The organism is Falsiroseomonas ponticola, assembly GCF_016805305.1.
GTDB classification, from domain to species: Bacteria; Pseudomonadota; Alphaproteobacteria; order Acetobacterales; family Acetobacteraceae; genus Falsiroseomonas; species Falsiroseomonas ponticola.
Genome location: NZ_JAERQN010000004.1, coordinates 336346 through 359365, shown reverse-complemented (window position 1 = coordinate 359365; position 23020 = coordinate 336346). Strand labels below are relative to the sequence as shown.

Annotated in this window: 23 protein-coding genes and 1 other RNA gene; 13 read left to right on the top strand and 11 right to left on the bottom strand. The window is 71.3% G+C overall.

Annotated elements, in window-relative coordinates:
- Nucleotides 1-3: 3 nt before the first annotated feature.
- The 5 genes from JJI54_RS15005 to JJI54_RS14985 form a co-directional block, all read right to left on the bottom strand.
- Nucleotides 4-2106: a PAS domain S-box protein gene (locus tag JJI54_RS15005; protein WP_203073802.1), complete on the bottom strand. Its 2103-nt coding sequence runs from the start codon at nt 2104-2106 to the stop codon at nt 4-6.
- Nucleotides 2107-2155: 49 nt separating this feature from the next.
- Entirely contained in the window at nt 2156-2434 is a 279-nt protein-coding gene (locus JJI54_RS15000; RefSeq protein WP_203073801.1) for a ribbon-helix-helix domain-containing protein, read from the bottom strand.
- Nucleotides 2431-3861, bottom strand: a complete 1431-nt coding sequence (locus JJI54_RS14995) for a class II fumarate hydratase (protein WP_203073800.1) — start codon at nt 3859-3861, stop codon at nt 2431-2433. The genes JJI54_RS15000 and JJI54_RS14995 overlap by 4 nt, the downstream gene beginning before the upstream one ends.
- Nucleotides 3862-3931: 70 nt before the next feature.
- The gene (locus JJI54_RS14990; RefSeq protein ID WP_203073799.1) at nt 3932-4342 is read right to left on the bottom strand and encodes a VOC family protein; all 411 of its coding nucleotides are present in this window, start codon (nt 4340-4342) and stop codon (nt 3932-3934) included.
- A gap of 1 nt (nt 4343) precedes the next feature.
- Entirely contained in the window at nt 4344-4742 is a 399-nt protein-coding gene (locus JJI54_RS14985) for a RidA family protein (RefSeq protein ID WP_203073798.1), read from the bottom strand.
- Nucleotides 4743-5103: 361 nt separating this feature from the next.
- Here JJI54_RS14985 and JJI54_RS14980 point away from each other — a divergent pair, with 361 nt between their 5' ends.
- The 3 genes from JJI54_RS14980 to JJI54_RS14970 are packed head-to-tail and all read left to right on the top strand — an operon-like array spanning nt 5104 to nt 7262.
- Nucleotides 5104-6651, top strand: coding sequence for an ABC transporter substrate-binding protein (locus JJI54_RS14980; RefSeq protein ID WP_203073797.1), 1548 nt, complete (start codon nt 5104-5106; stop codon nt 6649-6651).
- Nucleotides 6652-6703: 52 nt separating this feature from the next.
- Entirely contained in the window at nt 6704-7009 is a 306-nt protein-coding gene (locus tag JJI54_RS14975; protein ID WP_203073796.1) for a BrnT family toxin, read from the top strand.
- Nucleotides 6999-7262 carry a BrnA antitoxin family protein gene (locus tag JJI54_RS14970; RefSeq protein ID WP_203073795.1) on the top strand — a complete coding sequence of 88 codons (264 nt, stop codon included), beginning with the start codon at nt 6999-7001 and terminating at the stop codon, nt 7260-7262. The genes JJI54_RS14975 and JJI54_RS14970 overlap by 11 nt, the downstream gene beginning before the upstream one ends.
- Here the strand turns inward: JJI54_RS14970 and JJI54_RS14965 are convergent, their stop codons facing one another.
- The 4 genes from JJI54_RS14965 to ssrA all read right to left on the bottom strand — a co-directional run bounded on the left by JJI54_RS14965 (nt 7263) and on the right by ssrA (nt 10211).
- Entirely contained in the window at nt 7263-7514 is a 252-nt protein-coding gene (locus tag JJI54_RS14965) for a DUF1272 domain-containing protein (RefSeq protein WP_203073794.1), read from the bottom strand.
- A gap of 4 nt (nt 7515-7518) precedes the next feature.
- On the bottom strand, nt 7519-9120 hold the full coding sequence (locus tag JJI54_RS14960; protein ID WP_203073959.1) for a fumarate hydratase: 1602 nt from the start codon (nt 9118-9120) through the stop codon (nt 7519-7521).
- A 175-nt stretch (nt 9121-9295) separates the two neighbouring features.
- Nucleotides 9296-9811 carry an SspB family protein gene (locus tag JJI54_RS14955; protein WP_203073793.1) on the bottom strand — a complete coding sequence of 172 codons (516 nt, stop codon included), beginning with the start codon at nt 9809-9811 and terminating at the stop codon, nt 9296-9298.
- 73 nt (nt 9812-9884) lie between these two features.
- Nucleotides 9885-10211: a transfer-messenger RNA gene (ssrA, locus tag JJI54_RS14950) on the bottom strand.
- 72 nt (nt 10212-10283) lie between these two features.
- Between ssrA and JJI54_RS14945 the strand changes: the two genes are divergently transcribed.
- From JJI54_RS14945 to JJI54_RS14925, 5 genes are all read left to right on the top strand, one after another.
- Nucleotides 10284-11159, top strand: a complete 876-nt coding sequence (locus tag JJI54_RS14945) for an alpha/beta fold hydrolase (RefSeq protein WP_226381769.1) — start codon at nt 10284-10286, stop codon at nt 11157-11159.
- A gap of 74 nt (nt 11160-11233) precedes the next feature.
- Nucleotides 11234-12172 carry an FAD-dependent thymidylate synthase gene (thyX, locus tag JJI54_RS14940; protein WP_203073792.1) on the top strand — a complete coding sequence of 313 codons (939 nt, stop codon included), beginning with the start codon at nt 11234-11236 and terminating at the stop codon, nt 12170-12172.
- The gene (locus JJI54_RS14935) at nt 12162-12389 is read left to right on the top strand and encodes a hypothetical protein (RefSeq protein ID WP_203073791.1); all 228 of its coding nucleotides are present in this window, start codon (nt 12162-12164) and stop codon (nt 12387-12389) included. Before thyX ends, JJI54_RS14935 begins: the two co-directional genes overlap by 11 nt.
- A 10-nt stretch (nt 12390-12399) precedes the next feature.
- Nucleotides 12400-12996: an HD domain-containing protein gene (locus JJI54_RS14930; RefSeq protein ID WP_203073790.1), complete on the top strand. Its 597-nt coding sequence runs from the start codon at nt 12400-12402 to the stop codon at nt 12994-12996.
- On the top strand, nt 12993-13883 hold the full coding sequence (locus tag JJI54_RS14925; protein ID WP_203073789.1) for a ribokinase: 891 nt from the start codon (nt 12993-12995) through the stop codon (nt 13881-13883). The genes JJI54_RS14930 and JJI54_RS14925 overlap by 4 nt, the downstream gene beginning before the upstream one ends.
- A 3-nt stretch (nt 13884-13886) precedes the next feature.
- On the opposite strand, the gene JJI54_RS14920 is transcribed toward JJI54_RS14925, so the two are convergent.
- On the bottom strand, nt 13887-15020 hold the full coding sequence (locus JJI54_RS14920) for an Mrp/NBP35 family ATP-binding protein (RefSeq protein ID WP_203073788.1): 1134 nt from the start codon (nt 15018-15020) through the stop codon (nt 13887-13889).
- Between the two features lie 199 nt (nt 15021-15219).
- Here JJI54_RS14920 and hflK point away from each other — a divergent pair, with 199 nt between their 5' ends.
- The 3 genes from hflK to JJI54_RS14905 all read left to right on the top strand — a co-directional run bounded on the left by hflK (nt 15220) and on the right by JJI54_RS14905 (nt 19120).
- Nucleotides 15220-16497: an FtsH protease activity modulator HflK gene (hflK, locus tag JJI54_RS14915; RefSeq protein ID WP_318987514.1), complete on the top strand. Its 1278-nt coding sequence runs from the start codon at nt 15220-15222 to the stop codon at nt 16495-16497.
- Nucleotides 16494-17393: a protease modulator HflC gene (gene hflC / locus JJI54_RS14910; RefSeq protein ID WP_203073787.1), complete on the top strand. Its 900-nt coding sequence runs from the start codon at nt 16494-16496 to the stop codon at nt 17391-17393. The genes hflK and hflC overlap by 4 nt, the downstream gene beginning before the upstream one ends.
- A gap of 212 nt (nt 17394-17605) precedes the next feature.
- On the top strand, nt 17606-19120 hold the full coding sequence (locus JJI54_RS14905) for a DegQ family serine endoprotease (RefSeq protein WP_203073956.1): 1515 nt from the start codon (nt 17606-17608) through the stop codon (nt 19118-19120).
- A gap of 81 nt (nt 19121-19201) precedes the next feature.
- Here the strand turns inward: JJI54_RS14905 and serB are convergent, their stop codons facing one another.
- On the bottom strand, nt 19202-20098 hold the full coding sequence (gene serB / locus JJI54_RS14900) for a phosphoserine phosphatase SerB (protein ID WP_203073786.1): 897 nt from the start codon (nt 20096-20098) through the stop codon (nt 19202-19204).
- Nucleotides 20099-20146: 48 nt separating this feature from the next.
- On the opposite strand from serB, the gene miaA reads away from it, so the two are divergent.
- Both miaA and JJI54_RS14890 read left to right on the top strand, forming a co-directional pair.
- Nucleotides 20147-21136 carry a tRNA (adenosine(37)-N6)-dimethylallyltransferase MiaA gene (gene miaA, locus JJI54_RS14895; RefSeq protein WP_203073785.1) on the top strand — a complete coding sequence of 330 codons (990 nt, stop codon included), beginning with the start codon at nt 20147-20149 and terminating at the stop codon, nt 21134-21136.
- Between the two features lie 66 nt (nt 21137-21202).
- Nucleotides 21203-23005, top strand: a complete 1803-nt coding sequence (locus JJI54_RS14890) for an acetolactate synthase 3 large subunit (protein ID WP_203073784.1) — start codon at nt 21203-21205, stop codon at nt 23003-23005.
- Nucleotides 23006-23020: the final 15 nt, after the last annotated feature.

The window sequence follows — 23020 nt, the reverse complement described above, 5'->3', positions numbered from 1 at the left end:
GCCTCAGGCCATCCCGATCAGGTCCTCGATCCGGCTGCGGGTGTCGGAGACGAGGGCGGAGATCTCCCCCGTCGCGGTGGCGGATCGCGCCGCCAGCGTCTTCACCTCCGCCGCCACCACGGCGAAGCCCTTGCCCGCTTCCCCGGCACGCGCGGCCTCGATCGTGGCGTTGAGGGCGAGGAGGTTGGTCTGGGCGGAGAGGCCGCCGATCTCCGTCGCGACGCGATTGATGCGGTCCAGCACCTCCGTCATCACGCGCTCCGTCTCCCGCACCGCCTTGCGGCGGGCGGAGACGTCGGCGGCGTAGAGCACGGTGCGCACCTGCCGTCCCTCCACACCCAGCAGCGGCTGGACCGTGGCGGAGAGGTGGATCGCGGCGCCCTCGGCATGGCGCAGCTGCACGGCCAGGGCCAGCGCCTCCCCCTTCGCCAGGCGGGCGCGCTGCGCTTCGTCGAAGACCCGGTCATGGGCCAGGTCGGGCGCGCGCAGCGCCTCCTGCTCCGTCGCATGGCCGAGGGCGGCGAGGGCGGCGTCGTTCACCCGCACCAGGCGGCGATCGCCATCCCATTCCATGACGATGTTGGACCGGTCGATCGCGTCCAGCTTGGCGGCGGCTTCCAGGCCGCGCTGCTTCGTCGCGGTGATGTTGGCCTGGACGGAGACGTAGCGCTGCAGCCGGCCCGCCGTGTCGCGGATCGGGTTGATGGCCAGCGAGATCCAGTAGGGTTCCTTCGCGCGGCTGTAGTTCAGGATCTCCTCGTAGATCGGCACGCCTTCCCGCAGCCGGTCGCGGATGCGCGCCACCGTCGCCTTGTCCGTCTGCGGGCCCTGGAGGAAGTCGCCGGGCTTGCGGCCCAGCGCATCCGCCGGCGCGTAGCCCGTCATCCGGCTGAAGCCGCGGTTGACGTATTCGATGCGCCCGGCGGCATCGCAGATGATGACGCTGTTGTCGGTTTCGTCCGTCACCAGCGAAAGCAGCGCGAAGAGGCGCCGGCGCTGCATCTCCTCCGTGATGTCGGTGGCGAACTTCACGACCTTGGTCACGCGCCCGGCGGGGTCGAAGACCGGGTTGTAGGTGGCGTGCAGCCAGATCTCCCGCCCGCCCTTGCCGTGGCGGCGGAACTCGCCCGCGCGCACCTCGCCCCGGGCGAGTGCCTGCCACAGCGCGCGATAGGCCTCTGTCCCGGCTTCTCCGGGCGGCATCAGCAGGCTGTGGTGGCGGCCCACGATCTCCTCCGCCTCATAGCCGGTGGCGGAGAGGAAGTTGGCGTTGGCGGCGAGGATGGTGCCATCCAGCGCGAACTGGATGACGCCCTGGGCGCGGTTGATGGCGGCGATCTGGGCCGCGTCATCCGCCGCCTGGCGCTTCGCGGCGGTGATGTCGGTGGCGAACTTCACGACCTTCACGGGCCGGCCGGCCGGGTCCAGTACCGGGTTGTAGCTGGCCTGGATCCAGACCTCCCGCCCGCCCTTGGCCAGTCGCATGAACTCCCCGGCCCGGACCTCCCCCTGGCGCAGCGCGGCCCAGAAGGCAGCGTAGTCCGGCGCCTGGTGTTCGCCATCCCGCATGAAGAGGCGGTGGTGGCGGCCGCGCACCTCCTCGATCCCGTAGCCCATCGCCGCGAGGAAATTGGCGTTGGCATCGAGGATCGTGCCATCCAGCGCGAATTCGACCACGCCCTGGACTCGGTGGATGGCGGCGATGTGGCCGGCATCGCTGGCCGCCTTGCGCTTGGCTTCCGTCACGTCGGTGGCGAACTTCACCACGCGGGTGACGCGCCGGCCGAGGCCGAGGATCGGCGTGTAGGTGGCCTGCAGCCAGACCTCGCGGCCGCCCTTGGCGATGCGGCGGAACTCCCCGCCCTGGTGTTCGCCGCGGCGCAGCGCCGCCCAGAAGGCGCGATAGGCGGCGCCGTCGCGGTCCTCCGGCGGCATGAACATCGCGTGCGGCTGGCCCACCACCTCCTTCGCCTCATACCCCATGGCGCGGAGGAACAGGGCGTTGCCGCGAAGCACGCGGCCGGCGGGCGAGAATTCAACGACGGCCTGCGACCGTTCGATCGCCGATACCAGCGCGGCATCCGCGCTGCCTCCGAAGAATCCCATCAGCCCAGCCGATCATCCAATGCGTGGGCGATAGTCTCAGCCGGCGGGATTAAGCGGACCTTAACGGGGCCGGATCGCTGTCAACCATCGCTGTCATGCCCCCCTGACAGGCGGCGCGCAGCGCTTCCACCCGCAGCGCGCTGGAGAGCGGGATGGCGAGGTCGGTGCGCCCGGCATCGATGGCGGCGACCAGCCCCGCGAGGCTGGTGCCGCGCCCGGCCGCCATCGCTTCCAGCGCCGACCAGAAGGCGGGTTCCAGCGCGACGGAGGTGCGGTGGCCGGCCAGGCGGAAGGACCGCTTGCGCAGATGGCCCTCGCCCCCGCTCATCCACCGCCATCCAGCGTGGTGCCGGGATGCACCATCTCCGCCGGCACCACCCAGCGGTCGAAATCGGCCTCGCTCACATGGCCGAGCCGCGCGGCGGCGGTCTTCAGGGTGATGTCCTCCGCCAGCGCCAGCTTCGCGATGGCGACGGCCTTGTCGTAGCCGATGCGCGGGTTGAGCGCCGTCACCAGCATGAGCGACTTCGCCAGGTTGTCGGCGATGCGGGCGTGGTTGGGCGCCAGCTTGTCGATCATGTTGGCCGCGAAGCTTTCCGCCGCATCCGCCAGCAGCCCCGCGGATTGCAGGACGTTGTGGATGATGAGGGGCTTGAAGACGTTCAGCTCCAGGTGCCCCTGCGCCGCGCCGATGGTGATGGCGACGTGGTTGCCCATGACCTGGGCGGCGACCATGGTCAGCGCCTCCGACTGCGTCGGGTTGGTCTTGCCGGGCATGATGCTGCTGGACAGGCCATCGGCGGGGATGACGAGTTCCGCGAAGCCGGCGCGGGGACCGCTGCCGAGCAGGCGGACATCGTTGCCGATCTTGTTGAGCGAGACGGCGATGGTGTTCATCGCGCCCGACAGCTCCACCAGCGCGTCATGCGCGCCCATGCCCTCGAAGGGGTTGGGGTTGGGGCGGAAGGGCAGGCCGGTGCGCTCCGCCAGGATCGCGGCGAAGACCCGCGGGAAATCCTTGTGGCGGTTGAGGCCGGTGCCGGCGGCGGTGCCGCCCTGGGCGAGTTCCAGCACGCGCGGCAGCGCATCCTGCAGCCGCGCGATGCCGTGTTCCACCTGCCGCGCCCAGGCGGCCGCTTCCTGGCCGAGGGTGACGGGCACCGCATCCATCATGTGGGTGCGGCCGATCTTCACGATGGCGTCCCATTCGCGCGCGCGGCGCGACAGGCTGGCCAGCAGCACGCCGAGCGCCGGGATGAGGCGGCGGGAGACCGCTTCCGCCGCCGCCACATGCATGACGGTCGGGAAGCTGTCGTTGGAGGACTGGCCGCGATTCACATGGTCATTCGGATGCACCGGCCTGCGGCTGCCGAGGGGCTGGCCGAGGGCGCGGTTGGCGAGGTTCGAGATGACCTCGTTGGCGTTCATGTTGGTCTGGGTGCCGGAGCCCGTCTGCCAGACCGGCAGCGGGAATTCGGCATCGTGGCGGCCTTCCGCCACTTCCGCCGCCGCGGCGGCGATGGCGGCGGCGATGTCGGCGGGCAGCTCGCCGAGCCTGGCATTGGCTTCCGCCGCCGCCTGCTTCTGCAGCCCGACGGCGCGGATCAGCCCCGGCGGGAAGCGTTCCGTCCCGATGCGGAACAGGCGCCGCGCGCGTTCCGTCTGCGGGCCCCAGAGGCGGTCGGCCGGGATGTCGATGGTGCCGAGGCTGTCCGTCTCGGTGCGCGTGGTCTCGGTGCGGGTAGCGTCGGTCATGGTTGGGACCCTCCGTCCCGCCAGATAGGCAGCCGCCGGGGCGGCCGCCCATCACGCTTGCCGATGGTCGCTATTCCGGGAAGCGGTCGCCATAGGTCGCCACCTCGATCAGGTTGCCATCGGGGTCGCGGCAATAGACGGAGGTCATGGGGCCGAGCGCGCCCTGCTTCGGCACCGGGCCCAGTTCCACCTGCACGCCGCAGCCGCGCAGGTGGCTGACGATGTCGTCGGCATCCACGGTGACGACGAAGCAGAGGTCCTGCGTGCCGGGTTCCGCGACGACGGAGGAGAACCAGGCCTGCTGCGTCGCCTCCTTCGGGCGGAGGTTCAGCTTCTGGCCGCCGAAGCGCAGCGCGGTGCGGCGCTGTTCGCCGAATTCCTCCCGCTCCATGCCCAGCACGCGCTGGTACCAGCCGGCGCTGGTTTCCACGTCGCGGCAGGTGATGACCAGGTGGTCCAGGCGGTCCACGGCGAAGCGCATGCTACTTGTCCCCTTCGCGGCGCCGCAGCCGGGCCGTCACTTCGATCTCGATCCGCATCTCCGGCGCCTGCAGCCCGGCGACGATCATGGTGGAGGCCGGGCGCACCCGGCCGAGCCACTTCTTCACCACGGGCCAGCAGGGCGGCCAATCCGCGCGGTCCGGCAGGATGAAGTTGGCGCGCACGATATCGTCCATCCGGCCATTCGCCTGGCGCAGCGCCGCTTCGATGTTGCGGAAGGCCTGGTCGCATTGCTCGATCACGCCGGGTTCGATCGTCATCGTCGCGTAGTCGAAGCCGGTGGTGCCGGAGACGAAGATCCAGTCGCCGTCGATGACGGCACGGGAATAGCCGATCTCTTCCTCGAATCGGCTCCCGGAGGAGAAGCGGAGGCGGGCCATGGGCTGACGGGTTCCCGGGGGAGGTGCTGGTGGCGGAAGCCATATCGCAGGGACGGGCCGGCCGGAAGGGCCGGCGCCGCCGCCACCCACCAACTTGCAGCCACCGGTTGTGCCAGGGTGTTGCGCGGGCGCCACTAAAGGCATTTAGGGGATTTAGCCGATTATGCCGTTTATGCCTCTTTAGTCACGATTCACGGGGGTGCCGCCGGGGTGCCTGGGGCATGGCTGGGCCAGTGGCGAACAGAACATAGCAGCAACACGGCGCCCGGCGCCACCGTTTTCGCGGGCCTTGCCCCTGGCCCCGGCGCCGCCGCGGGTGGCACTCTGACGCCCCGGACGGGACAAGAGGGGATCGGGCTGCATGGGGTTCGTCACAAGGCTGGCCTTCGGGCTGTCACTCGCGCTTGCCGTCCCGCTGGCCCCGCCGGCCGCGGCGCAGACGCTGCGGATCGGCATGCAGGCGCCGCCGAGCACGCTGGATCCCCATTGGCTGCTCAACCTGGCCAATACCGGGGCGCTGCGGAACATCTACGAGACGCTGGTCATGCGCGACGACCAGATGGCGCTGCGCCCGGGCCTGGCGGAATCCTGGCGGGTGGTGGACGACACCACCTGGGAGTTCAGGCTGCGCCCCGGCGTGCGCTTCCATGACGGCAGCCCGCTGACCTCCGCCGATATCGCGGCCAGCTTCCAGCGGGTGCCGAATGTGCCGGGCAACCCGAACCCCTATTCCATCTACCTGTCCGGGGTGACGGGGGTGGAGGTGGTGGACGACCTGGTCTTCCGCATCCGCACCTCCGGCCCGCTGCCGATCCTGCCCACCAATTTGACGCAGATCTTCATCGTGCCGCGCGCCGTGGCGGGGCTCGGCAATCCGGAATTCAACAGCGGCCAGGCGGCGATCGGGACGGGGCCGTTCAAGCTGGGGTCGTGGTCCACCAACGCGCCGCTGGTGCTGCGGCGGAACGAGGAATGGTGGGGCGGGCGCGTGCCGTGGGAGACGGCGGTGCTGACGCCGATCCCGAACGACCCGGCGCGCGTCGCGGCCCTGCTGGCGGGCGACGTGGACTTCATCAACAACGTGCCGCTGCAGGATGCGGGGCGGCTCGCGGCCGATCGCCGCGTGGCGCTGTTCACCAGCCCGTCCATCTACGCCGTGAACATCTACCCGGATGTGGAGCGGGCCAGCCCGCCCGGCGTGGAGGCCGGCGGCCAGAACCCGATGCGGGACGTGCGCGTCCGCCGCGCCATGTCGCTGGCGCTGAACCGGGACGGCATCGCGCGCCAGATCATGGAAGGCTATGCGGAGCCGACCGACCAGCCCGTGCCGCCCTTCGTCTTCGGCGCCATCCCGGACCGCGCCCTGCCGGCGGCCGACCTCAACGCCGCCCGCGCCCTGCTGGCGGAGGCGGGCTGGGGGCAGGGCTTCGGGCTGAACCTGTTCTGCTCCCCGGCGCGCGTGCCGCGCATCTGCCAGGCGATCGCGGCCGCCTGGACCCGCATCGGCATCCGCACGACGGTGGAGGTGGTGCCGCAGGCGACCTTCCTGACCCGGCGCAACCGGCGGGAATACGGGGTCTTCGTGACCGTCTTCGGGTCCCTGACCGGGGAGACGTCCTACCTGCTGAGTTCCCAGATCCACACCAACGGGACGGTGCCGGGGTTGGGCACGCTGAACTTCACGGGCTACGGCGTGCCGGCGGTGGATGCCGAGATCGCGCGGGCGCGGGCCACGCTGGACGATGCGGAGCGCAACCGGCTGCTGCGGGCGCTGGTGCAGCGGACGGTGGATGAGGCGCTGATCATCGGCGTCGGACTGGTGCACTCCGCCCATGCGGGCAGCGCGAACCTGGTGACGAAGGCGCGGGCGGATGAGGAGGTGCTGGCGGTGGAGATCAGGCCAAGGTGAGGGGGTTGATGGATGGCCTCATTGTAACTACATTTTCGTAGGTGAGCAATCCATGCGTTTCTCCTGGGATGAATGGAAAGCCGCCGACAACCTGCGCAAGCATGGTGTCAGGTTCGAGGCAGCAATCCGGGTCTTCGACGACCCATCGCACAGGACGCGCCTGGACGACACACGCCATGAGCAGCGGTGGCAGACGATCGGCATGCCGAGCAGTGCAAATCCGCTGGTTCTCCTGGTCGTACACGCGCAATGGGTGAGCGGCGATGACGAAGAAGTCCGGATCATATCAGCCAGACGAGCGACACCCCGAGAGCGACGTGCGTATCACGCTGGGAAGTTCAGCGCCGATGACGCCTGAGATGGAGGCTCATCTGCGCGAACTGGCGGCCATGCCGGACGAGACGATCGACACCTCCGACATCCCGGAAGTGCTGGACTGGAGCGATGCGGTGCGGGGCGGGATGTACCGGCCGGTGAAGCGCCAGATCACGCTGCGGCTGGATGCTGACCTCATCGACTTCTTCGAGGCCGGTGGGAAGGGCTACCAGACCCGCATCAATGCCGCGCTGCGTGAATGGGTCGGCACGCAGCGGGAGCGCAAGGCGGGCTGATCAGCCCCCCGTGCAGGCCGGCAGCGTGCTCCGCTTCCGCACCGTGCTGGCGGGGAAACGCTCCAGCTTGCCCGCCGGGCGGATCGGGCGGGGGACGAGGTTCCCCCCGCAATTCGGGCACAAACCGCCGGGCAGGCGCGTGGCCGCGCAGTCCCGGCACCAGGTGCATTCGAAGGAGCAGATCAGCGCCCGGTCGGAATCCGGCGGCAGGTCGGCGCCGCAGCATTCGCAGTTCGGGCGCAGTTCCAGCATGGCGCTATTCCAGCCCCTCGTAGAAGTCGTTGCCCTTGTCATCGACGACGATGAAGGCCGGGAAGTCCTCGACCTCGATCTTCCAGACGGCTTCCATGCCGAGCTCCGGGTATTCCAGAACCTCGACCTTGCGGATGCAGTCCTGCGCCAGCCGCGCCGCGGGCCCGCCAACGGAGCCCAGGTAGAAGCCGCCATAGCTCTTGCAGGCGTTGAGCACGGCCTTGGACCGGTTGCCCTTGGCCAGCATCACCAGCGAACCACCGGCCTTCTGGAAGGCCTCGACATAGCTGTCCATGCGCCCGGCCGTGGTGGGGCCGAAGCTGCCGGTGGCGTAGCCCGTCGGCGTCTTGGCGGGGCCGGCGTAATAGACCGGGTGGTTCTTCAGGTAGTCGGGCAGGCCCTCGCCGCGGTCCAGCCGCTCCTGCAGCTTCGCATGCGCGATGTCGCGGGCGACCACCACGGTGCCGGTGAGCGACACGCGGGTCTTCACCGGGTGCTTCGACAGTTCGGCGCGGATCGCGCTCATCGGCTGGTTCAGGTCGATGCGGACCACATCGCCGCCGAGGATACTGTCCGTCGCCTCCGGCAGGTACCTGGCGGGGTCATGCTCGAGCTGCTCCAGGAACACGCCCTCCGGCGTGATCTTCGCCTTGATCTGGCGGTCGGCGGAGCAGGAGACGCCGATGCCGATGGGCAGCGACGCGCCGTGCCGCGGCAGGCGCACCACGCGGACGTCGTGGCAGAAATACTTGCCGCCGAACTGCGCGCCGATGCCGAGGTTCTGGGTCAGCTTGTGGACCTCGGCCTCGAAGGCCGTGTCGCGGAAGGCGTGGCCGGCCTTGGAACCCTCGGTCGGCAGCGCGTCCAGCCACTTGGTGGAGGCGAGCTTCACGGTCTTCAGGTTCATCTCGGCGCTGGTGCCGCCGATGACGATGGAGAGGTGATAGGGCGGGCAGGCGCTGGTGCCGAGCGTCTTGATCTTGTCTTCCAGGAACTTCAGCAGCTTGTCGCGCGACAGCACGGCGCGGGTCTGCTGGAACAGGAAGGTCTTGTTGGCCGATCCGCCGCCCTTGAGGATGAACATCAGGTGCATCTCATCGGCGTGGTGGTCGCCGGGCTGCGCCATGATGGAGAACTCGACCGGCAGGTTGTTGCCGGTGTTCACCTCCTCCCACATGGTCAGGGGGGCCATCTGGGAATAGCGGAGGTTGGTCTCGGTATAGGTGCGGTGGACGCCGTAGCTCAGCGCCTCCTCCTCATCGCCCTCGACCCAGACGCGCTGGCCCTTCTTGCCGAAGACGATGGCGGTGCCGGTGTCCTGGCACATGGGCAGCACGCCGCCGGCGGCGATGTTGGCGTTCTTCAGCAGGTCCAGCGCCACGAAGCGGTCATTCGGGCTCGCCTCCGGGTCCTTCAGGATATTGGCGAGCTGCTGGAGATGCGCCGGGCGCAGCAGGTGGGAGACGTCCTTGCACGCCTGGAAGGCCAGCTGTTCCAGCGCCTCCGGCTTCACCTTCAGCACCGTCCTGCCATCGCAGGTGGCGGTGGAGACGCCGGCGATGTCGAGCTTGCGGTAGGGCGTCGCATCCTCGCCCAGCGGCAGCATGGGGCTGTAGCGGAAGCCTTCCGGGCGGGTCGGCGCGATGACGGGGCTGTCGAGGTCGAGCGGTGCGGTCACGGGCGGTCTCCGTGGGCGGCGCCCGGGGCTTGGGCGCGCGACGTGATCCGCGGGTGGTAGCGCAGCGGGGCCGGGCCGCCAACGGGGCGGCCTGGCCGTGCCCTCAATCCCGCGCCGGGCGGCGGCGGAAGGCGTCGAGGCTGACGACCTGCGCGGGGGCTTCCACCGCGGCCGGGGCGGCGGCGGGGGCCGGCGCGGGGGCGGCCACGGGTTCCGGCGCGGGGGCGGGGATGGCATCCATCTGCGGCTGGAAGCGCAGCCCGTAGCGGACGGAGGGATCGGCGAAGCCGGTCAGCGCCGCGAAGGGCACCACCAGCGTGGAGGGCACGCCGCCGAAATAGAGGCGGACGGAGAAGAAGCCCCCGGCGCGGTCCACCACCAGCGCCTCGAACTGGTGCTGCAGCACCACCGTCATTTCCTGCGGGTACTTGGCCTTGAGGTGGCCAGGCACGCGGGTGCCGGGATGGTCCGTGCGGAAGGTCAGGTAGAAATGATGGTCGCCGGGCAGGCCCTTGGAGCCCGCCAGGTCGAGCGACCTTGCCACCACTTCGCGCAGCGCATCATCGGTCCAACGTTCGTACGGAATCTGCCCCTGCGCCGGGCGGGCCTCGTCGCTCATGGATGCACCCCTTCGCATACAACCATAAGATGACGCCGCTGTTGGGGAAAGAGGCGCCGCCGAGGATAAAGGAAGTGGGGGGCTTCTGTTGCCCGGTGCCCCCCGAACCGCGCTTACCTGTTAGGCAGCGAGTGCGACAGCCTCGCGGCTGTTATCGTTCGCACTTGTAGGGTTAGCCCGATAACGGCGGTACAATGCCGGGCAAAAGCGATCCCTTTACTACGCGCGTCGAAGCTGTTTCGCCCCCGGACTTTCCGCCCCTGCGCGAGGCAGAGGAGGAATGGTGGAGGCGCCGGGCACTGCCCCCGGGTCCGCAACGCTTATTCCGAACCGTGTTTATCGCCATAGTCGGCAAGCCGACGCCGGTCATATAGGCGATGGGCGCCCATAGTTCCAGCCATGCTTGACCCGCGCCGCCCCCGGTGATGCGCTTTCCCCGGGGGAAGACACCCCGAGGGGAAGGAAGCGTGCCATGAACCGTCGTGCCGTCGTCTCGGCCGCGCTCGCCATGCCGTTCGCCGCCAGCATCGCCCGCGCGGCGGAGGAGCGGCGCTTCGACAGCGCCGGCGTGCCGATCCGCTTCATCGAGGAAGGGCAGGGGGAGCCCGTCATCCTCCTGCATGGCTACACCACCAACCTGGAAGGGCAGTGGGTCAGGCCCGGCGTCTTCGGCGCGCTGGCGCCGCATTTCCGCACCATCGCCCTCGATGCCCGCGGCCATGGGCAGAGCGGCAAGCCGCATGAGCGCAGCGCCTATGGGCCGGAGATGGGGCGGGACGTGACGCGGCTGATGGACCATCTCGGCCTGCGGCGGGCGCATATCGTGGGCTATTCGATGGGCGCGCATATCGTGGCGCAGCTGGCCGTGCTGGACCCCGGGCGCTTCGCGACGCTGACGCTGGGCGGCGCCGCCGGGCGGCTGGGCTGGACGGCCGATGACCAGAAGCGCGTCGATGAGGAAAGCGCCGAGATGGACCAGGGGCTGCTGCGGTCGCAGTTCCTCCGCCTCTGGCCGCGGGACCGGCCGCCGCCGGGCGAGGCCGAGATCCGCGCCGATTCGGAGCGGCGCCTGGCCGGGCAGGATGCGCGGGCGCTGGCGGCGGTGCGGCGGTCCAACCCCGACCAGGTGGTGCCGGTGGAGACGCTGGCGCGGGTGCCGATGCCGACGCTCGGCATCGTTGGCATGGCCGACCCCTATCTGCGGGATTTCGAGCGGCTGAAGGCCGCCATGCCGCGGCTGGAGCTGGTGACGATTCCCGGCGCGAGCCATGGCAGCGCCCCGGGGACGCCGGAATTCCGGGCGGGGCTGCTTCGCTTCCTGCAGGCGCATCCGGGCCTAGTCGGTTAGCGGCTGGACGCCGGAGGGCCGGGACGGTAGTGCCCCACCGGGTCGCGCGCGCGACCCGGTGCAGGGGGATTGGCATGGCTCTGACCAGCGAGCAGCAGCAGGAGATCGAGGCCGCGCGCGCCGCCGAGGCGCGGACGCTGCGCCCCACCGTGCCCGCGCTGGAAGCCATGCTGTTCCAGGCCGTGCCGGTGCTGGACCACGGCTTCGTCCGCGTCATCGACTACATGGGCGACGATGCCGCCATCGTGCAGGCGGCCCGCGTCTCCTACGGCCGCGGCACGCGGGCGGCGAATGAGGACCGGGGCCTGATCCGCTACCTCATGCGCCACCGCCACTCGACCCCCTTCGAGATGTGCGAGATCAAGTTCCATGTGAAGCTGCCGATCTTCGTGGCGCGGCAATGGATCCGGCACCGCACGGCGAATGTGAACGAATACAGCGCGCGCTACTCGATCCTGGACCGCGAATTCTACATCCCGGCGCCGGCGCAGCTCGCGGCCCAGTCCGCGATGAACCGTCAGGGGCGCGGCACCGTGCTGGAAGGGGCGGAGGCCGCCCGCGTGCTGGACCTGCTGCGGGAGGATGCGACCCGCAACTACGACCATTACGTCGAGATGCTGAACGAGGATGAGGGGGGGCAGCCGCTCGATCCCTCCCGCCAGGGGCTGGCGCGGGAGCTGGCGCGCATGAACCTGACGCTGAACGCCTATACGCAGTGGTACTGGAAGACGGACCTCCACAACCTCTTCCACTTCCTGTCGCTGCGCGCCGATGCGCATGCGCAGTACGAGATCCGCGTCTATGCCGAGGCGATGATGACGATGGCGGAGGCCTGGGTGCCGATGGCGGCCGGGGCCTTCAAGGATTACCGGCTGGGCGCCGTCACGCTGTCCGCCCAGATGCTCGCGATCCTGCGCCGGATGCTGGCGGGGGAGGCGGTGGAGCAGGCGGGGTCCGGCCTGTCCAAGCGCGAATGGCGCGAGCTGATGGAGACGCTGGGGCGTGGCGAGTAGCGCTGCCTCCCGCCGCGGCGCGAAGCCGCGGGGCAAGGCGGGCGGGCGCGGGGCGCGGCTCGCCTGGCTGCAGCGCTGGTGGAAGGTGGCGCTGCTGGTCGCGCTGGTGACGATCGGCCTGCCGGTGGCGCATGCGCTGTTCGGGGAGGTCGCGGCCCTGCTGGGCGGCGCGGCGCTGTTCGGCTTCCTGCTGGGCCGCTGGACCGCGCCGCGATGAGGAGGGATGGATGACCCCGGACCGTACCGCGGCGCTGCTGGACTTCATGGCGCTGGCCGATCGCCTGAAGCATGTGGAGCGGCGGGGCCGCACGCGGGGCCCGGACGGTACCGACCGGGCGGAGAACAGCGCGGAGCATTGCTGGAACGTCGCCCTGGTCGCCGTGCTGCTGCATGCGGAGGTGGAGGACCCGCCCGACCTCGGCCATGTGCTGGCGATGATCGCCGCGCATGACCTGGTGGAGATCGAGGCCGGCGACACCTTCGCCTATGACGAGGCGCATCTGCTGACCCAGGCGGCGCGGGAGCGTGCGGCGGCGGATGTGGTGTTCGGCCTGCTGCCGCCCGACCTCGGCCAGCGCCTGCGCGCGCTGTGGGAGGAATTCGAGGAGGGGGAGAGCAAGGCCGCCCGCTTCGCCATGGCCTGCGACCGCGCCCAGGGCATGATGCAGGGCGTGATCGGCACCGGGCATTGGCGCCATGCCGGAATCCGGGAGGCGCAGACGCATGGCCGGATGAACCCGGCGCGCGCCGTGGCCCCCGCCTTCGATGCGCTGATCGGCATGCTCTATGACCGGGCGCGATCGGCGGGCATGTTCGCGGCATGACCGTCATCGTCTTCGGATCCGTCGTCGCCGACCTCGTCTTCTCCCTGCCCGAACTGCCGCGGCCGGGCGTGACCGTGCTGGGCCCGGGGTACCGGGCGCTGCCGGGGGGCAAGGGCGCGAACCAGGCGGTGGCGGCGGCGCGGGACGGGGCGCGGACGGTCTTCGTCGGCGCCGTCGGCGCGGATGCCATGGCCGATGTGGCGCTGGCGGGGCTGCGGGGCGCGGGGGTGGACCTCTCCCGCCTCGCCACCGTGAAGGCGCCGACGGCCTGCGCGGCGGTCTGCGTCGGGCCGGACGGGTCCAACCAGATCGCGGTCGGCAGCGGGGCCAACCTGCTGGCCAGCGCGCAGCAGATCGAGGACACGATGCTGCGCCCCGGCACCTGGCTGGTGCTGCAGATGGAGGTGCCGCCGGCGGAGGTGGCCGTGGCCGTCGCCCGCGGGCGGGCGCGGGGGGCGCGCGTCATCCTCAACTTGGCGCCGGCGGGCGACCTGCCGCGGGACATCCTGGCCGCGCTCGACCTGCTGGTGGTGAACGAGCATGAGGCGATGGCCGTCGCGCGGCGCCTCGGCACCGCGCCGGATGCGGCGGCGATCCGCGCCGCGCTCGGCACCGATGTGGCGCTGACCATGGGGGGGTCGGGCGTCACCGCCGCGACCTCCGCCGGGCTGTTCCGCTACCCCGCCTTCCCGGTGAAGCCGGTGGATACGACGGGGGCGGGGGATTGCTGGTGCGGCGTGCTGGCCTCGGCCCTCGACCGCGGGCTGCCGCTGGATGCGGCGATGCGCCGGGCCTCCGCCGCGGCCGCCATCGCCTGCACCCGCCCCGGCGCGGCGAGTTCGATGCCGACCGGGGCGGAGACGGACGCGCTGCTCGCCAGTCGATGAAGATCAGTCGATGACGATCTTGGGGCCGGCGCCGGCGCGTTCCGCCAGCTTGGCCCGCAGCCGCGTCGCGATGCGCTGGTAGGCGGCCGCTTCCTCCGAGTCGGGCCTGGCGGCCACGATCGGCGTGCCGGCATCGGCCAGTTCGCGGATCGCGAGCTTCAGCGGCAGGTCGCCCAGGAATTCCACGCCGAGTCGCGCGGCCTCGGCCTGCGCGCCGCCATGGCCGAAGATGTCGGTGCGGTGGCCGCAATTCGGGCAGCAGAAGAAGCTCATGTTCTCGATCAGGCCGAGGACGGGGACGTTCACCTTCTCGAACATCCGGACGCCGCGGCGGGCATCGATCAGCGCCACGTCCTGCGGCGTGGAGACGATGACGGCGCCGGCGAGGGGCACGCGCTGGCTCATGGTGAGCTGCGCGTCGCCGGTGCCGGGCGGCATGTCCACCACCATGATGTCGAGCGGCCCCCAGGCCACCTGGCCCATCAGCTGTTCCAGCGCGCCCATCACCATCGGGCCGCGCCAGATCATCGGCGTCTCCTGCTCCACCAGGAAGCCGATGGACATGGCCTTCAGCCCCCAGCGGCTGAGCGGGATGATGCGGCTGCCCTCCGCCCGCGGGCGTTCATGGGTGCCGAGCATCTGCGGGAGCGACGGGCCGTAGATGTCGGCGTCCAGCAGCCCGACGCGCTGGCCCTGCATGGCCAGCGCCACGGCCAGGTTGACCGCGGTGGTGGACTTGCCGACGCCGCCCTTGCCGGAGGCGACGGCGATGATGGCGCCGACCTCGGGCAGCAGCATCGGGCCCTGGCCGGGGGGGGGCTTCGCCCCGGGGGCGGGGCCATGGGCGTGGGGTGCCGCCTCGCCGCCCGATCCGCCCGCGGGCGGCGCCCGATGCGCCGTCAACACCACGGTGGCGGAGAGCACGCCGGGCACGGCGGCGGCGGCGCGTTCGGCGGCGGCGCGCAGCGGCTCGCTCTCCCGCGCCCGCTCCCGCGGCACCTGGATCGCGAACTGCACCATGCCGGCCTTGACCGCGAGGCCATCCACCATGCCGGCGCTGACCACGTCCTGGCCGGTGACGGGGTCGCGCACCGACCGCAGCGCGGTGCGCACCGCCTGTTCCAGCATCTCGCCCATCGCTTGAAAAACCCCCTGTTCCATCCGATATCGCGCCGGCCAAGTCGGCCCCGTCGCGCGGTTCACCGCGGGGCGGATGCCCGTGCGGATTGGCCCGGCACCGAGAAGGCCGGGCTCGCCCGACCCGGCGCGGCCCCCATATGGCCCCCATATGGACCGACGACGCGACCGCTGCACCCCTCCCTTGCCGGGAAGGGACGTGGCACATGTCTTGCCCGTACTGAAGGAGGCCTACAGCCCGATGGCGTGGAACAGCAGCGGCGGACCCAGCCCCTGGGGGAATCCCAGGCCCGGCGGGCCGTGGGGGGCGCCGCAGCCGCCTTCCGGCGGGGGCCAGGGCGGTGGTGGCGGCGGTGGCCGCGGCGGTGGCGGGCCCGACCTTGATGACGTGATCCGCCAGGCGCAGGACACGGTGCGCCGCTACCTGCCGCGCGGCGGCGGGGGCATGGGGCTCGCGCTGATCGGCGTGGTGCTGGTGGGCATCTGGGGGGCTTCCGGCTTCTACCGGGTGCAGCCGGACGAGCAGGGCGTGGTGATGCGCTTCGGCGCCTTCAACCGCACCACGCCGCCGGGCTGGGGCTACGCCATCCCCTGGCCGGTGGAGGCGGTGTCCAAGCCGCGCGTCACGCGCATCAACCGCGTCGATGTCGGCTTCCGCGCGCCGGCCGATAGCGGCCAGGCCGTGCGGCCCATCCCGTCCCGCGACGTGCTCGAGGAGAGCATGATGCTGACGGGCGACGAGAACATCATCGACATCGATTTCGCGGTCTTCTGGCAGATCCGCGACGTCGCCGACTTCCTGTTCAACACCCGCAACACCGAGGCCACCGTGAAGTCCGCGGCCGAGAGCGTGATGCGGGAGGTGATCGGCCGCACGCCGATCCAGCCCGCGCTGACGGAGGCGCGCGCGCAGATCGAGCAGGATGTGCGCCGCGGGACGCAGGCGATCCTCGACCAGTACCGCGCGGGCATCGAGGTGACGCAGGTGCAGCTGCAGAAGGTGGACCCGCCGGCCACGGTGGTGGACGCCTTCCGCGACGTGCAGCGCGCCAATGCGGACCGCGAACGCGCCCGCAACGAGGCCGAGAGCTATCGCAACGACATCATCCCCCGCGCGCGCGGCGAGGCCGAGCGCCTGGTGCAGGAGGCCGAGGGCTTCCGCGAAAGCCAGATCGCCCGCGCCCGAGGCGAGGCGGCGCGCTTCGTGTCCGTGCTTTCGGCCTACCAGGTCGCGCAGGACGTGACGGTGCGCCGGATGTACCTGGAGACGATGGAGGAGATCCTCCGCCGCAATCCGAAGGTGCTGGTGGATGACCGGCTGCAGGGCGTGGTGCCGCTGCTGAACCTGGGCGACCAGGGCCGCGGCGTGGCGGGCGCCGTGCCGCAGGTGATGCGCCAGCCGCCCGCGCCGCCGCCGGCCCAGCCCGCCCAGGGCCAGGGCTTCGGCAACAACCGTCCGGCCGGAGTGCCCCGATGAACCGCGCCCTCATCCTGGCGGTCGTCGCCGCCATCGGCCTCGTCGTGGCCTCCTCCACCCTGTTCACGGTGCACCAGACGCAGCAGGTGCTGATCACCCGGCTGGGCGAGCCGGTGCGGGTGATCCGCGAGCCCGGCCTGCATGCCAAGGTGCCGATCCTGGACGCCGTCATCACCTTCGACCGCCGGCTGCTGGACTACGACGCGCCGGGCGAGGAGCTGATCCTGGGCGACCAGCGCCGCCTGATCGTGGACAGCTTCACGCGCTACCGCGTGGTCGATCCGCTGCTGTTCTTCCAGACCGCGGGCGCGGCGGAAGCCGGCATCCGGGCGCGGCTGAACTCCATCGTCACCTCCGCGCTGCGCCGCGTGCTGGGCAACGAACCGCTGCTCAGCGTGCTGTCCACGGACCGCACCCGGATCATGGGTGAGATCCGCCGCCAGGTGAATGACGAGGCGCGGCGCTTCGGCATCGAGGTGACGGATGTGCGCATCCGCCGCGCCGACCTGCCGGAGGAGAACACGCAGGCCATCCTCAACCGGATGCAGTCCGAGCGCGAGCGCGTGGCCCGGGAGGCGCGCGCCGAGGGTGCCGAGGTGGCGGTGCGCGTGCGCGCCGGCGCCGACCGCGAACGCACGGTGCTGCTGGCGGAAGGGCAGGCGCAGGCCGACATCCTGCGCGGCCAGGGCGAGCAGGAGGCGATCCGCATCTTCGCGGAGGCCTTCCAGCGCGACCCGCAGTTCTTCCAGTTCTACCGGACGATGCAGGCCTATCGCGAGGCCTTCAGCGAGGGCGAGACGCGGCTGCTGCTGTCCCCGGACAGCGAGTTCTTCCGCTTCTTCCGGGAGAGCATGCCGGCGGTCGGCGCGCCGCTGACCCCGACCACGCCGCGGTAGCGGGCCGCGGCGAGCCCGCCCCGACCCTCCCCCGCCAGGCGCGGGGGAGGGAGCGGGCAGGGCGCCGCGCCATCCCGCGGCCACACTTCGTGTTGAGGGCCGGTCTTACGATCTTCGCCCGGCATGCCAATGTTGCCGTCTCGGGCGTCCGCGCCCACCCTGTCGGTCCGAGCTGAGAAAAGGTGCCGCCCGTGCGCTTTGCCCCCCTTCTGATGGCCGCGGCCATCGCCGCGCCCTTCGCGGCGCTGTCGCCCGCGCCGGCCGCCGCGCAGATCCCGCCGCCGGGGGCCCCGTCCTCCTTCGCGCCGCTGGCGCAGCGCCTGCTGCCGGCCGTCGTCAACATCCAGACCACCCAGGCCGCGGGGTCCCCCGGCCGGGCGCAGCGCCCCGATGCGCCGGATACCCCCCAGGCGCCGCCCGGCAGCCCCTTCGAGGAATTCTTCCGGGACTTCCTGGAACGCAACCGCCCGCCCGGCCAGCAGGGCCGGCCGAACCAGCCGCCGCAGCAGCAGCCGCAGCGCCGCGCGCAGTCGCTCGGTTCGGGCTTCATCATCGACCCGTCGGGCATCGTGGTGACGAACAACCACGTCATCGACGGCGCGGATGAGATCAACGTGGTGCTGCAGGACAACACGACGCTGCGGGCGGAGCTGGTGGGCACCGACCCGCGCACGGACATCGCCGTGCTGCGCGTGCGGCCGGAGCGGCCCTTGCCTTCCGTCGCCTTCGGGGACAGCGACACGGCGCTGGTGGGCGACTGGGTGCTGGCGATCGGCAATCCCTTCGGGCTCGGCGGATCGGTCACGGCGGGCATCGTCTCGGCCCGCGGGCGCGACATCCGGCAGGGCCTGTATGATGACTTCATCCAGACGGATGCGGCCATCAACCGCGGCAATTCCGGCGGCCCGCTGTTCAACCTGGCGGGCGAGGTGATCGGCATCAACACGGCGATTTACTCGCCCTCCGGCGGGTCGATCGGCATCGGCTTCTCCATCCCCTCCAACCTGGCGCGCAACATCGCGAACCAGCTGCGGGACCAGGGGCGGGTGCGGCGCGGCTGGCTCGGCGTGAACATCCAGCAGGTGACGGATGAGATCGCGGAGAGCCTCGGCATCCGCGGCGGCGCGCGGGGCGCGCTGGTGGCGCGGGCGCAGGAAGGCGGGCCGGCGGCGGCTGGCGGCATCCAGGCCGGCGACGTGATCCTGCGCTTCAACGGGCAGGAGGTGCGGGAGATGCGCAACCTGCCGCGCATCGTGGCCGACACCAATGTGGGCAACAGCGTGCCGGTGGTGGTGTGGCGCGACGGGGCCGAGCGGACCGTGACCATCACGGTGGCGGAGCTGCCGTCCGAGACGCAGCAGGCCGCGGCGACGCCGGCGCCGGCCGCCCGGCCGCAGACGCTGGAGCTTTCGGGCCTCGGCCTGCGGGTCGGCCCGATCACGCCCGAGGCGCGGGAGCGTTTCAGCCTGCGGGCGGAGAGCCGGGGCGTGGTGATCACGGAAGTGGCGCCGGGCAGCACGGCGGCGGAGCGTGAGCTGCGCCCGGGCGACGTGATCGTCGAGGTGCAGCAGGAGCGGGTGAACACGCCGCAGGAGGTGCAGGAGCGGCTGGAGCGCCTGCGCCGCCAGAACCGCGCGACCGCGCTGCTGCTGATCGAGGGCCCCCAGGGCCAGCGCTGGGTCCCCCTGCGCCTGACGCCCGCCCGCCCGCCCGGCGCGCCGGGCTGATCTTCCACTGACGACGGTCCAGGGGCGGTTCGCCCCTGGCGGGTGGGGTCGGGGGAGGGCAGAGCCCTCCCCTTTTTCTTTTCAGGCCTTCGCGACGAACTCCGCCCGCCGATACCCCTGCATGTAGAGCAGCGCGAGCAGGTCCGTGTGATCGACCCGCGCCCGCGCCGCCGCCGCCACCACCGGCTTGGCGCGATAGGCGACACCCAGCCCCGCCGCCTGGATCATGTCGAGGTCATTGGCGCCGTCGCCGACCGCGAGCGTCGCCGCCATGGGCAGGCTGTTTTCCGCCGCGAGGCGCGTGAGGGTGGCGAGCTTGGCGTTGCGGTCGAAGACGGGCTCCGCGACCTGGCCGGTCAGCTTCCCGTCCTCGATCAGCAGCACGTTGGAGACGTGGTGGTGGAAGCCCAGCTTCTCCGCCACGCGGCCGGTGAAGAAGGTGAAGCCGCCGGAGGCCAGGCAGCAGGTGGCGCCGTTGGCGCGCATGGTGGCGACCAGCTCCGCCGCGCCGGGCATCATGGCGGTCTGCGCCCAGGTGGCTTCCAGCGCCGAGACCTCGAGGCCCTTCAGCATGCCGACGCGCTCCACCAGCGCCTGGCGGAAATCGAGTTCGCCGTTCATGGAGCGGCGGGTGATCTCCGCGATCTTCTCCTTGAGCCCGGCATAGGCGGCGATCTCGTCCAGCGTCTCGCTGGTGACGATGGTGCTGTCCATGTCGGCGACGAGGAGGCGCTTGCGGCGGCCCTCGGCGGGCATGGCGATGGCGTCCACCGGCGCATCGGCCAGCGCGGCGCGGGCGGCGGCGGCGGCCTGTTCGGCGGCGGCCTCGGCGAAGGGGATGTCCACGGCCTCGCGCTCCGCCAGCCAGTCCGGCGTGCCGGGGGCGGCGCCGAGGGCTTCCAGCGCGCCGCGGACGCGGGAGACGAGGGCGGGGTCGAGCGCGCCGGGGGCGGCGACCAGGGTGAGGATGTGGGGCATGCGGGGCGCCCCATGCCATTGGCGTCCGGGCTGTGCAACATCAGGGGCATGACAACGCATGCGCTGCCCCCCGCCCTGATCGTCGCCGGCCCGACCGCAAGCGGGAAGAGCGCGCTGGCGCTGGCGCTGGCGCGGCGGATCGGCGGCACCGTCATCAACGCCGATTCGATGCAGGTGTACCGGGAGCTGCGCGTGCTGACGGCGCGGCCGACGCCGGCGGAGGAGGCGATGGTGCCGCATGCGCTGTATGGCGTGCGGCCGGCGGCGGAGGCGGGCACCGTCGCCTGGTGGCGGGGCGAGGCGCTGGCGGCGATGGCGCAGGCGCGGGCGGCGGGGCGCGTGCCGATCCTCTGCGGGGGGACGGGCCTCTATTTCCTGTCGCTGACGGAGGGGCTGGCGGAGGTGCCGCCGGTGGCCCCGGAGGCGCGGGCGGAGGCGCGGCGGCTGCTGGAGGCCGAGGGCGCCCCCGCGCTGCATGCCCGGCTGGCGGCGCTGGACCCGGAGACGGCGGCGGCGCTCCGGCCTTCCGACAGCCAGCGCCTGGCGCGGGCCTATGAGGTGGTGACGGGAACGGGCAGGGGGCTCCGGGCCTGGCAGCGGGCGGGGGGCGCGACGCCGGCGCCCTGGCGCTTCGCCGCCGTGGTGCTGGACCCGCCGCGGCCGGCCTTGCGGGAGGCCATCCGCCGGCGCTGGCAGGCCATGCTGGCGGGCGGGGCGCAGGCGGAAGTGGCGGCGCTGGGGGCGCAGGGGCTGGACCCCGCGCTGCCGGCGATGCGCGCGCATGGGGTGCCGGAGCTGCTGGCGCACCAGGCGGGGCGGATGACGCTGGAGGCGGCCTCCACCCGCGCGATCCTGAACACGGGCCAGTACACCAAGCGGCAGGCGACCTGGTTCCGGCATCACGCCCTGGCGCCCCCGGCGCTCATGCATAGCATCCATGCGCGATGTGAGGGTCTGGAGCAATTTTCGGAATGCGAACTGGCAAAAATCATCGCTTTTGTTGATCGGCGCGTTGACGGGGGTGAATCGCGGGCGTAGAGGGACGCGGGCCGGCAGGGCGCAGCCATGCCGGTTCACGCCAGACACAGGAAAGCCGAGCACCCCATGTCCGCCACCACCCAGCACGCCGACGCAACGCCCCTGACGATGTCGGGCGCGGAGGTCGTCCTCCGCGCGCTGAAGGACCAGGGCGTCGAGGTCATCTTCGGCTATCCCGGCGGCGCGGTGCTGCCGATCTACGACGCGATCTTCCAGCAGAACGCCATCCGCCACATCCTGGTGCGGCATGAGCAGGCCGCGGTGCATGCGGCGGAAGGCTATGCGCGGTCCACGGGGAAGGTGGGCTGCGTGCTGGTGACCTCCGGCCCCGGCGCGACCAATGCGGTGACGGGCCTGCTGGACGCGCTGATGGACAGCGTGCCGCTGGTCTGCCTGACGGGCCAGGTGCCGACGCACCTGATCGGCAACGATGCCTTCCAGGAAGCCGACACCACCGGCATCACGCGCCCCGCCACCAAGCACAATTACTTGGTGAAGCGGTCGGACGACCTGGCGCGGGTGGTGCATGAGGCCTTCCATGTGGCGCGCAGCGGCCGCCCGGGCCCGGTGGTGATCGACCTGCCGAAGGACATCCTGATCAACAAGGCGCCCTATGTGGAGGCGCCGCCGGCCACCCAGCCGCACCGGTCCTACCGCCCGCAGGCGGAGCCCGACATGGGCCAGGTGCGCAAGGCGATCGCGCTGCTGAAGGCGTCCAAGAAGCCAGTGGTCTATGCCGGCGGCGGCGTCATCAATGCGGGACCGGAGGCGTCGCGCCTGCTGACGGAATTCGTGCACCTGACGGGCTTCCCCTGCACGAACACGCTGATGGGCCTGGGCGCCTTCCCGTCCCAGGACAAGCAGTTCATCGGCATGCTGGGCATGCACGGCACCTACGAGGCGAACCTCGTGATGCATGGCTGCGACGTCATGCTGAACATGGGCGCGCGCTTCGATGACCGGGTGACGGGCAAGCTCAGCCACTTCTCCCCGGGCTCCAAGAAGATCCACGCGGATATCGACCCCTCCTCCATCAACAAGAACGTCAAGGTGGACGTGCCGATCGTCGGCGACGCGGGGCGCATCCTGGCGGCGATGATCCAGGCCTGGAAGGAAGACACCACCACGCAGGACCGGGAGGCGCTGGCCGCCTGGTGGAAGCAGATCGACGCCTGGCGCGCGAAGGACTGCCTGCGCTACGTGCAGCAGGGCAAGATCATCAAGCCGCAGCATGCGGTGAAGCGGCTGTACGAGATCACGCGCGAGAGCGGGCGCGACACCTTCATCACCACCGAGGTCGGCCAGCACCAGATGTGGGCCGCGCAGTATTTCGGCTTCGAGAAGCCGAACCGCTGGATGACCTCGGGCGGGCTCGGCACCATGGGCTACGGCCTGCCGGCGGCGATGGGCGTGCAGATCGCGCATCCCGATGCGCTGGTGATCGACATCGCCGGCGAGGCGTCGATCCTGATGAACATCCAGGAGATGGCGACGCTGGCGCAGTACCGCCTGCCGGTGAAGGTGTTCATCCTCAACAACGAATACATGGGGATGGTGCGGCAGTGGCAGGAGCTGCTGCATGGCGGCCGGTATTCGGAGAGCTACTCCGCCGCGCTGCCGGACTTCGTGAAGCTGGCGGAGAGCTTCCACGGTGTTGGCCTGCGCGCGACGAACGCGGACCAGCTGGATGACGTGATCCGGGAGATGCTGGCGACGGATCGCCCGGTGATCGCCGACATCGCCGTGGCGAAGGACGAGAATTGCTTCCCGATGATCCCCTCGGGCGCCGCGCATAACGAGATGATCCTCGGCCCGGGGCAGGAAGGTGGCGTCGCCGGCGTAACGGATGAGGGCAAGGTCCTCGTCTGATCCCTCACGCCGCGT

Bases quoted from the DNA above. Each gene is read 5' to 3' on its own strand.
- JJI54_RS14905 (WP_203073956.1), top strand. From the start codon at position 17,606: ATGGCCGCGGCCATCGCCGCGCCCTTCGCGGCGCTGTCGCCCGCGCCG.
- JJI54_RS14990 (WP_203073799.1), bottom strand. From the start codon at position 4,342: ATGCGCTTCGCCGTGGACCGCCTGGACCACCTGGTCATCACCTGCCGC.
- serB (WP_203073786.1), bottom strand. From the start codon at position 20,098: ATGCCCCACATCCTCACCCTGGTCGCCGCCCCCGGCGCGCTCGACCCC.
- JJI54_RS14965 (WP_203073794.1), bottom strand. From the start codon at position 7,514: ATGCTGGAACTGCGCCCGAACTGCGAATGCTGCGGCGCCGACCTGCCG.
- JJI54_RS14945 (WP_226381769.1), top strand. From the start codon at position 10,284: ATGAACCGTCGTGCCGTCGTCTCGGCCGCGCTCGCCATGCCGTTCGCC.
- hflC (WP_203073787.1), top strand. From the start codon at position 16,494: ATGAACCGCGCCCTCATCCTGGCGGTCGTCGCCGCCATCGGCCTCGTC.
- JJI54_RS15000 (WP_203073801.1), bottom strand. From the start codon at position 2,434: ATGAGCGGGGGCGAGGGCCATCTGCGCAAGCGGTCCTTCCGCCTGGCC.
- JJI54_RS14995 (WP_203073800.1), bottom strand. From the start codon at position 3,861: ATGACCGACGCTACCCGCACCGAGACCACGCGCACCGAGACGGACAGC.
- JJI54_RS14955 (WP_203073793.1), bottom strand. From the start codon at position 9,811: ATGAGCGACGAGGCCCGCCCGGCGCAGGGGCAGATTCCGTACGAACGT.
- JJI54_RS14975 (WP_203073796.1), top strand. From the start codon at position 6,704: ATGCGTTTCTCCTGGGATGAATGGAAAGCCGCCGACAACCTGCGCAAG.
- JJI54_RS14930 (WP_203073790.1), top strand. From the start codon at position 12,400: ATGACCCCGGACCGTACCGCGGCGCTGCTGGACTTCATGGCGCTGGCC.
- JJI54_RS14925 (WP_203073789.1), top strand. From the start codon at position 12,993: ATGACCGTCATCGTCTTCGGATCCGTCGTCGCCGACCTCGTCTTCTCC.
- JJI54_RS14980 (WP_203073797.1), top strand. From the start codon at position 5,104: ATGGGGTTCGTCACAAGGCTGGCCTTCGGGCTGTCACTCGCGCTTGCC.
- JJI54_RS14890 (WP_203073784.1), top strand. From the start codon at position 21,203: ATGTCCGCCACCACCCAGCACGCCGACGCAACGCCCCTGACGATGTCG.
- JJI54_RS14960 (WP_203073959.1), bottom strand. From the start codon at position 9,120: ATGCTGCCGCTGGGCGAGGATGCGACGCCCTACCGCAAGCTCGACATC.
- thyX (WP_203073792.1), top strand. From the start codon at position 11,234: ATGGCTCTGACCAGCGAGCAGCAGCAGGAGATCGAGGCCGCGCGCGCC.
- JJI54_RS14985 (WP_203073798.1), bottom strand. From the start codon at position 4,742: ATGGCCCGCCTCCGCTTCTCCTCCGGGAGCCGATTCGAGGAAGAGATC.
- JJI54_RS15005 (WP_203073802.1), bottom strand. From the start codon at position 2,106: ATGGGATTCTTCGGAGGCAGCGCGGATGCCGCGCTGGTATCGGCGATC.
- JJI54_RS14920 (WP_203073788.1), bottom strand. From the start codon at position 15,020: ATGGGCGAGATGCTGGAACAGGCGGTGCGCACCGCGCTGCGGTCGGTG.
- miaA (WP_203073785.1), top strand. From the start codon at position 20,147: ATGACAACGCATGCGCTGCCCCCCGCCCTGATCGTCGCCGGCCCGACC.
- JJI54_RS14970 (WP_203073795.1), top strand. From the start codon at position 6,999: ATGACGCCTGAGATGGAGGCTCATCTGCGCGAACTGGCGGCCATGCCG.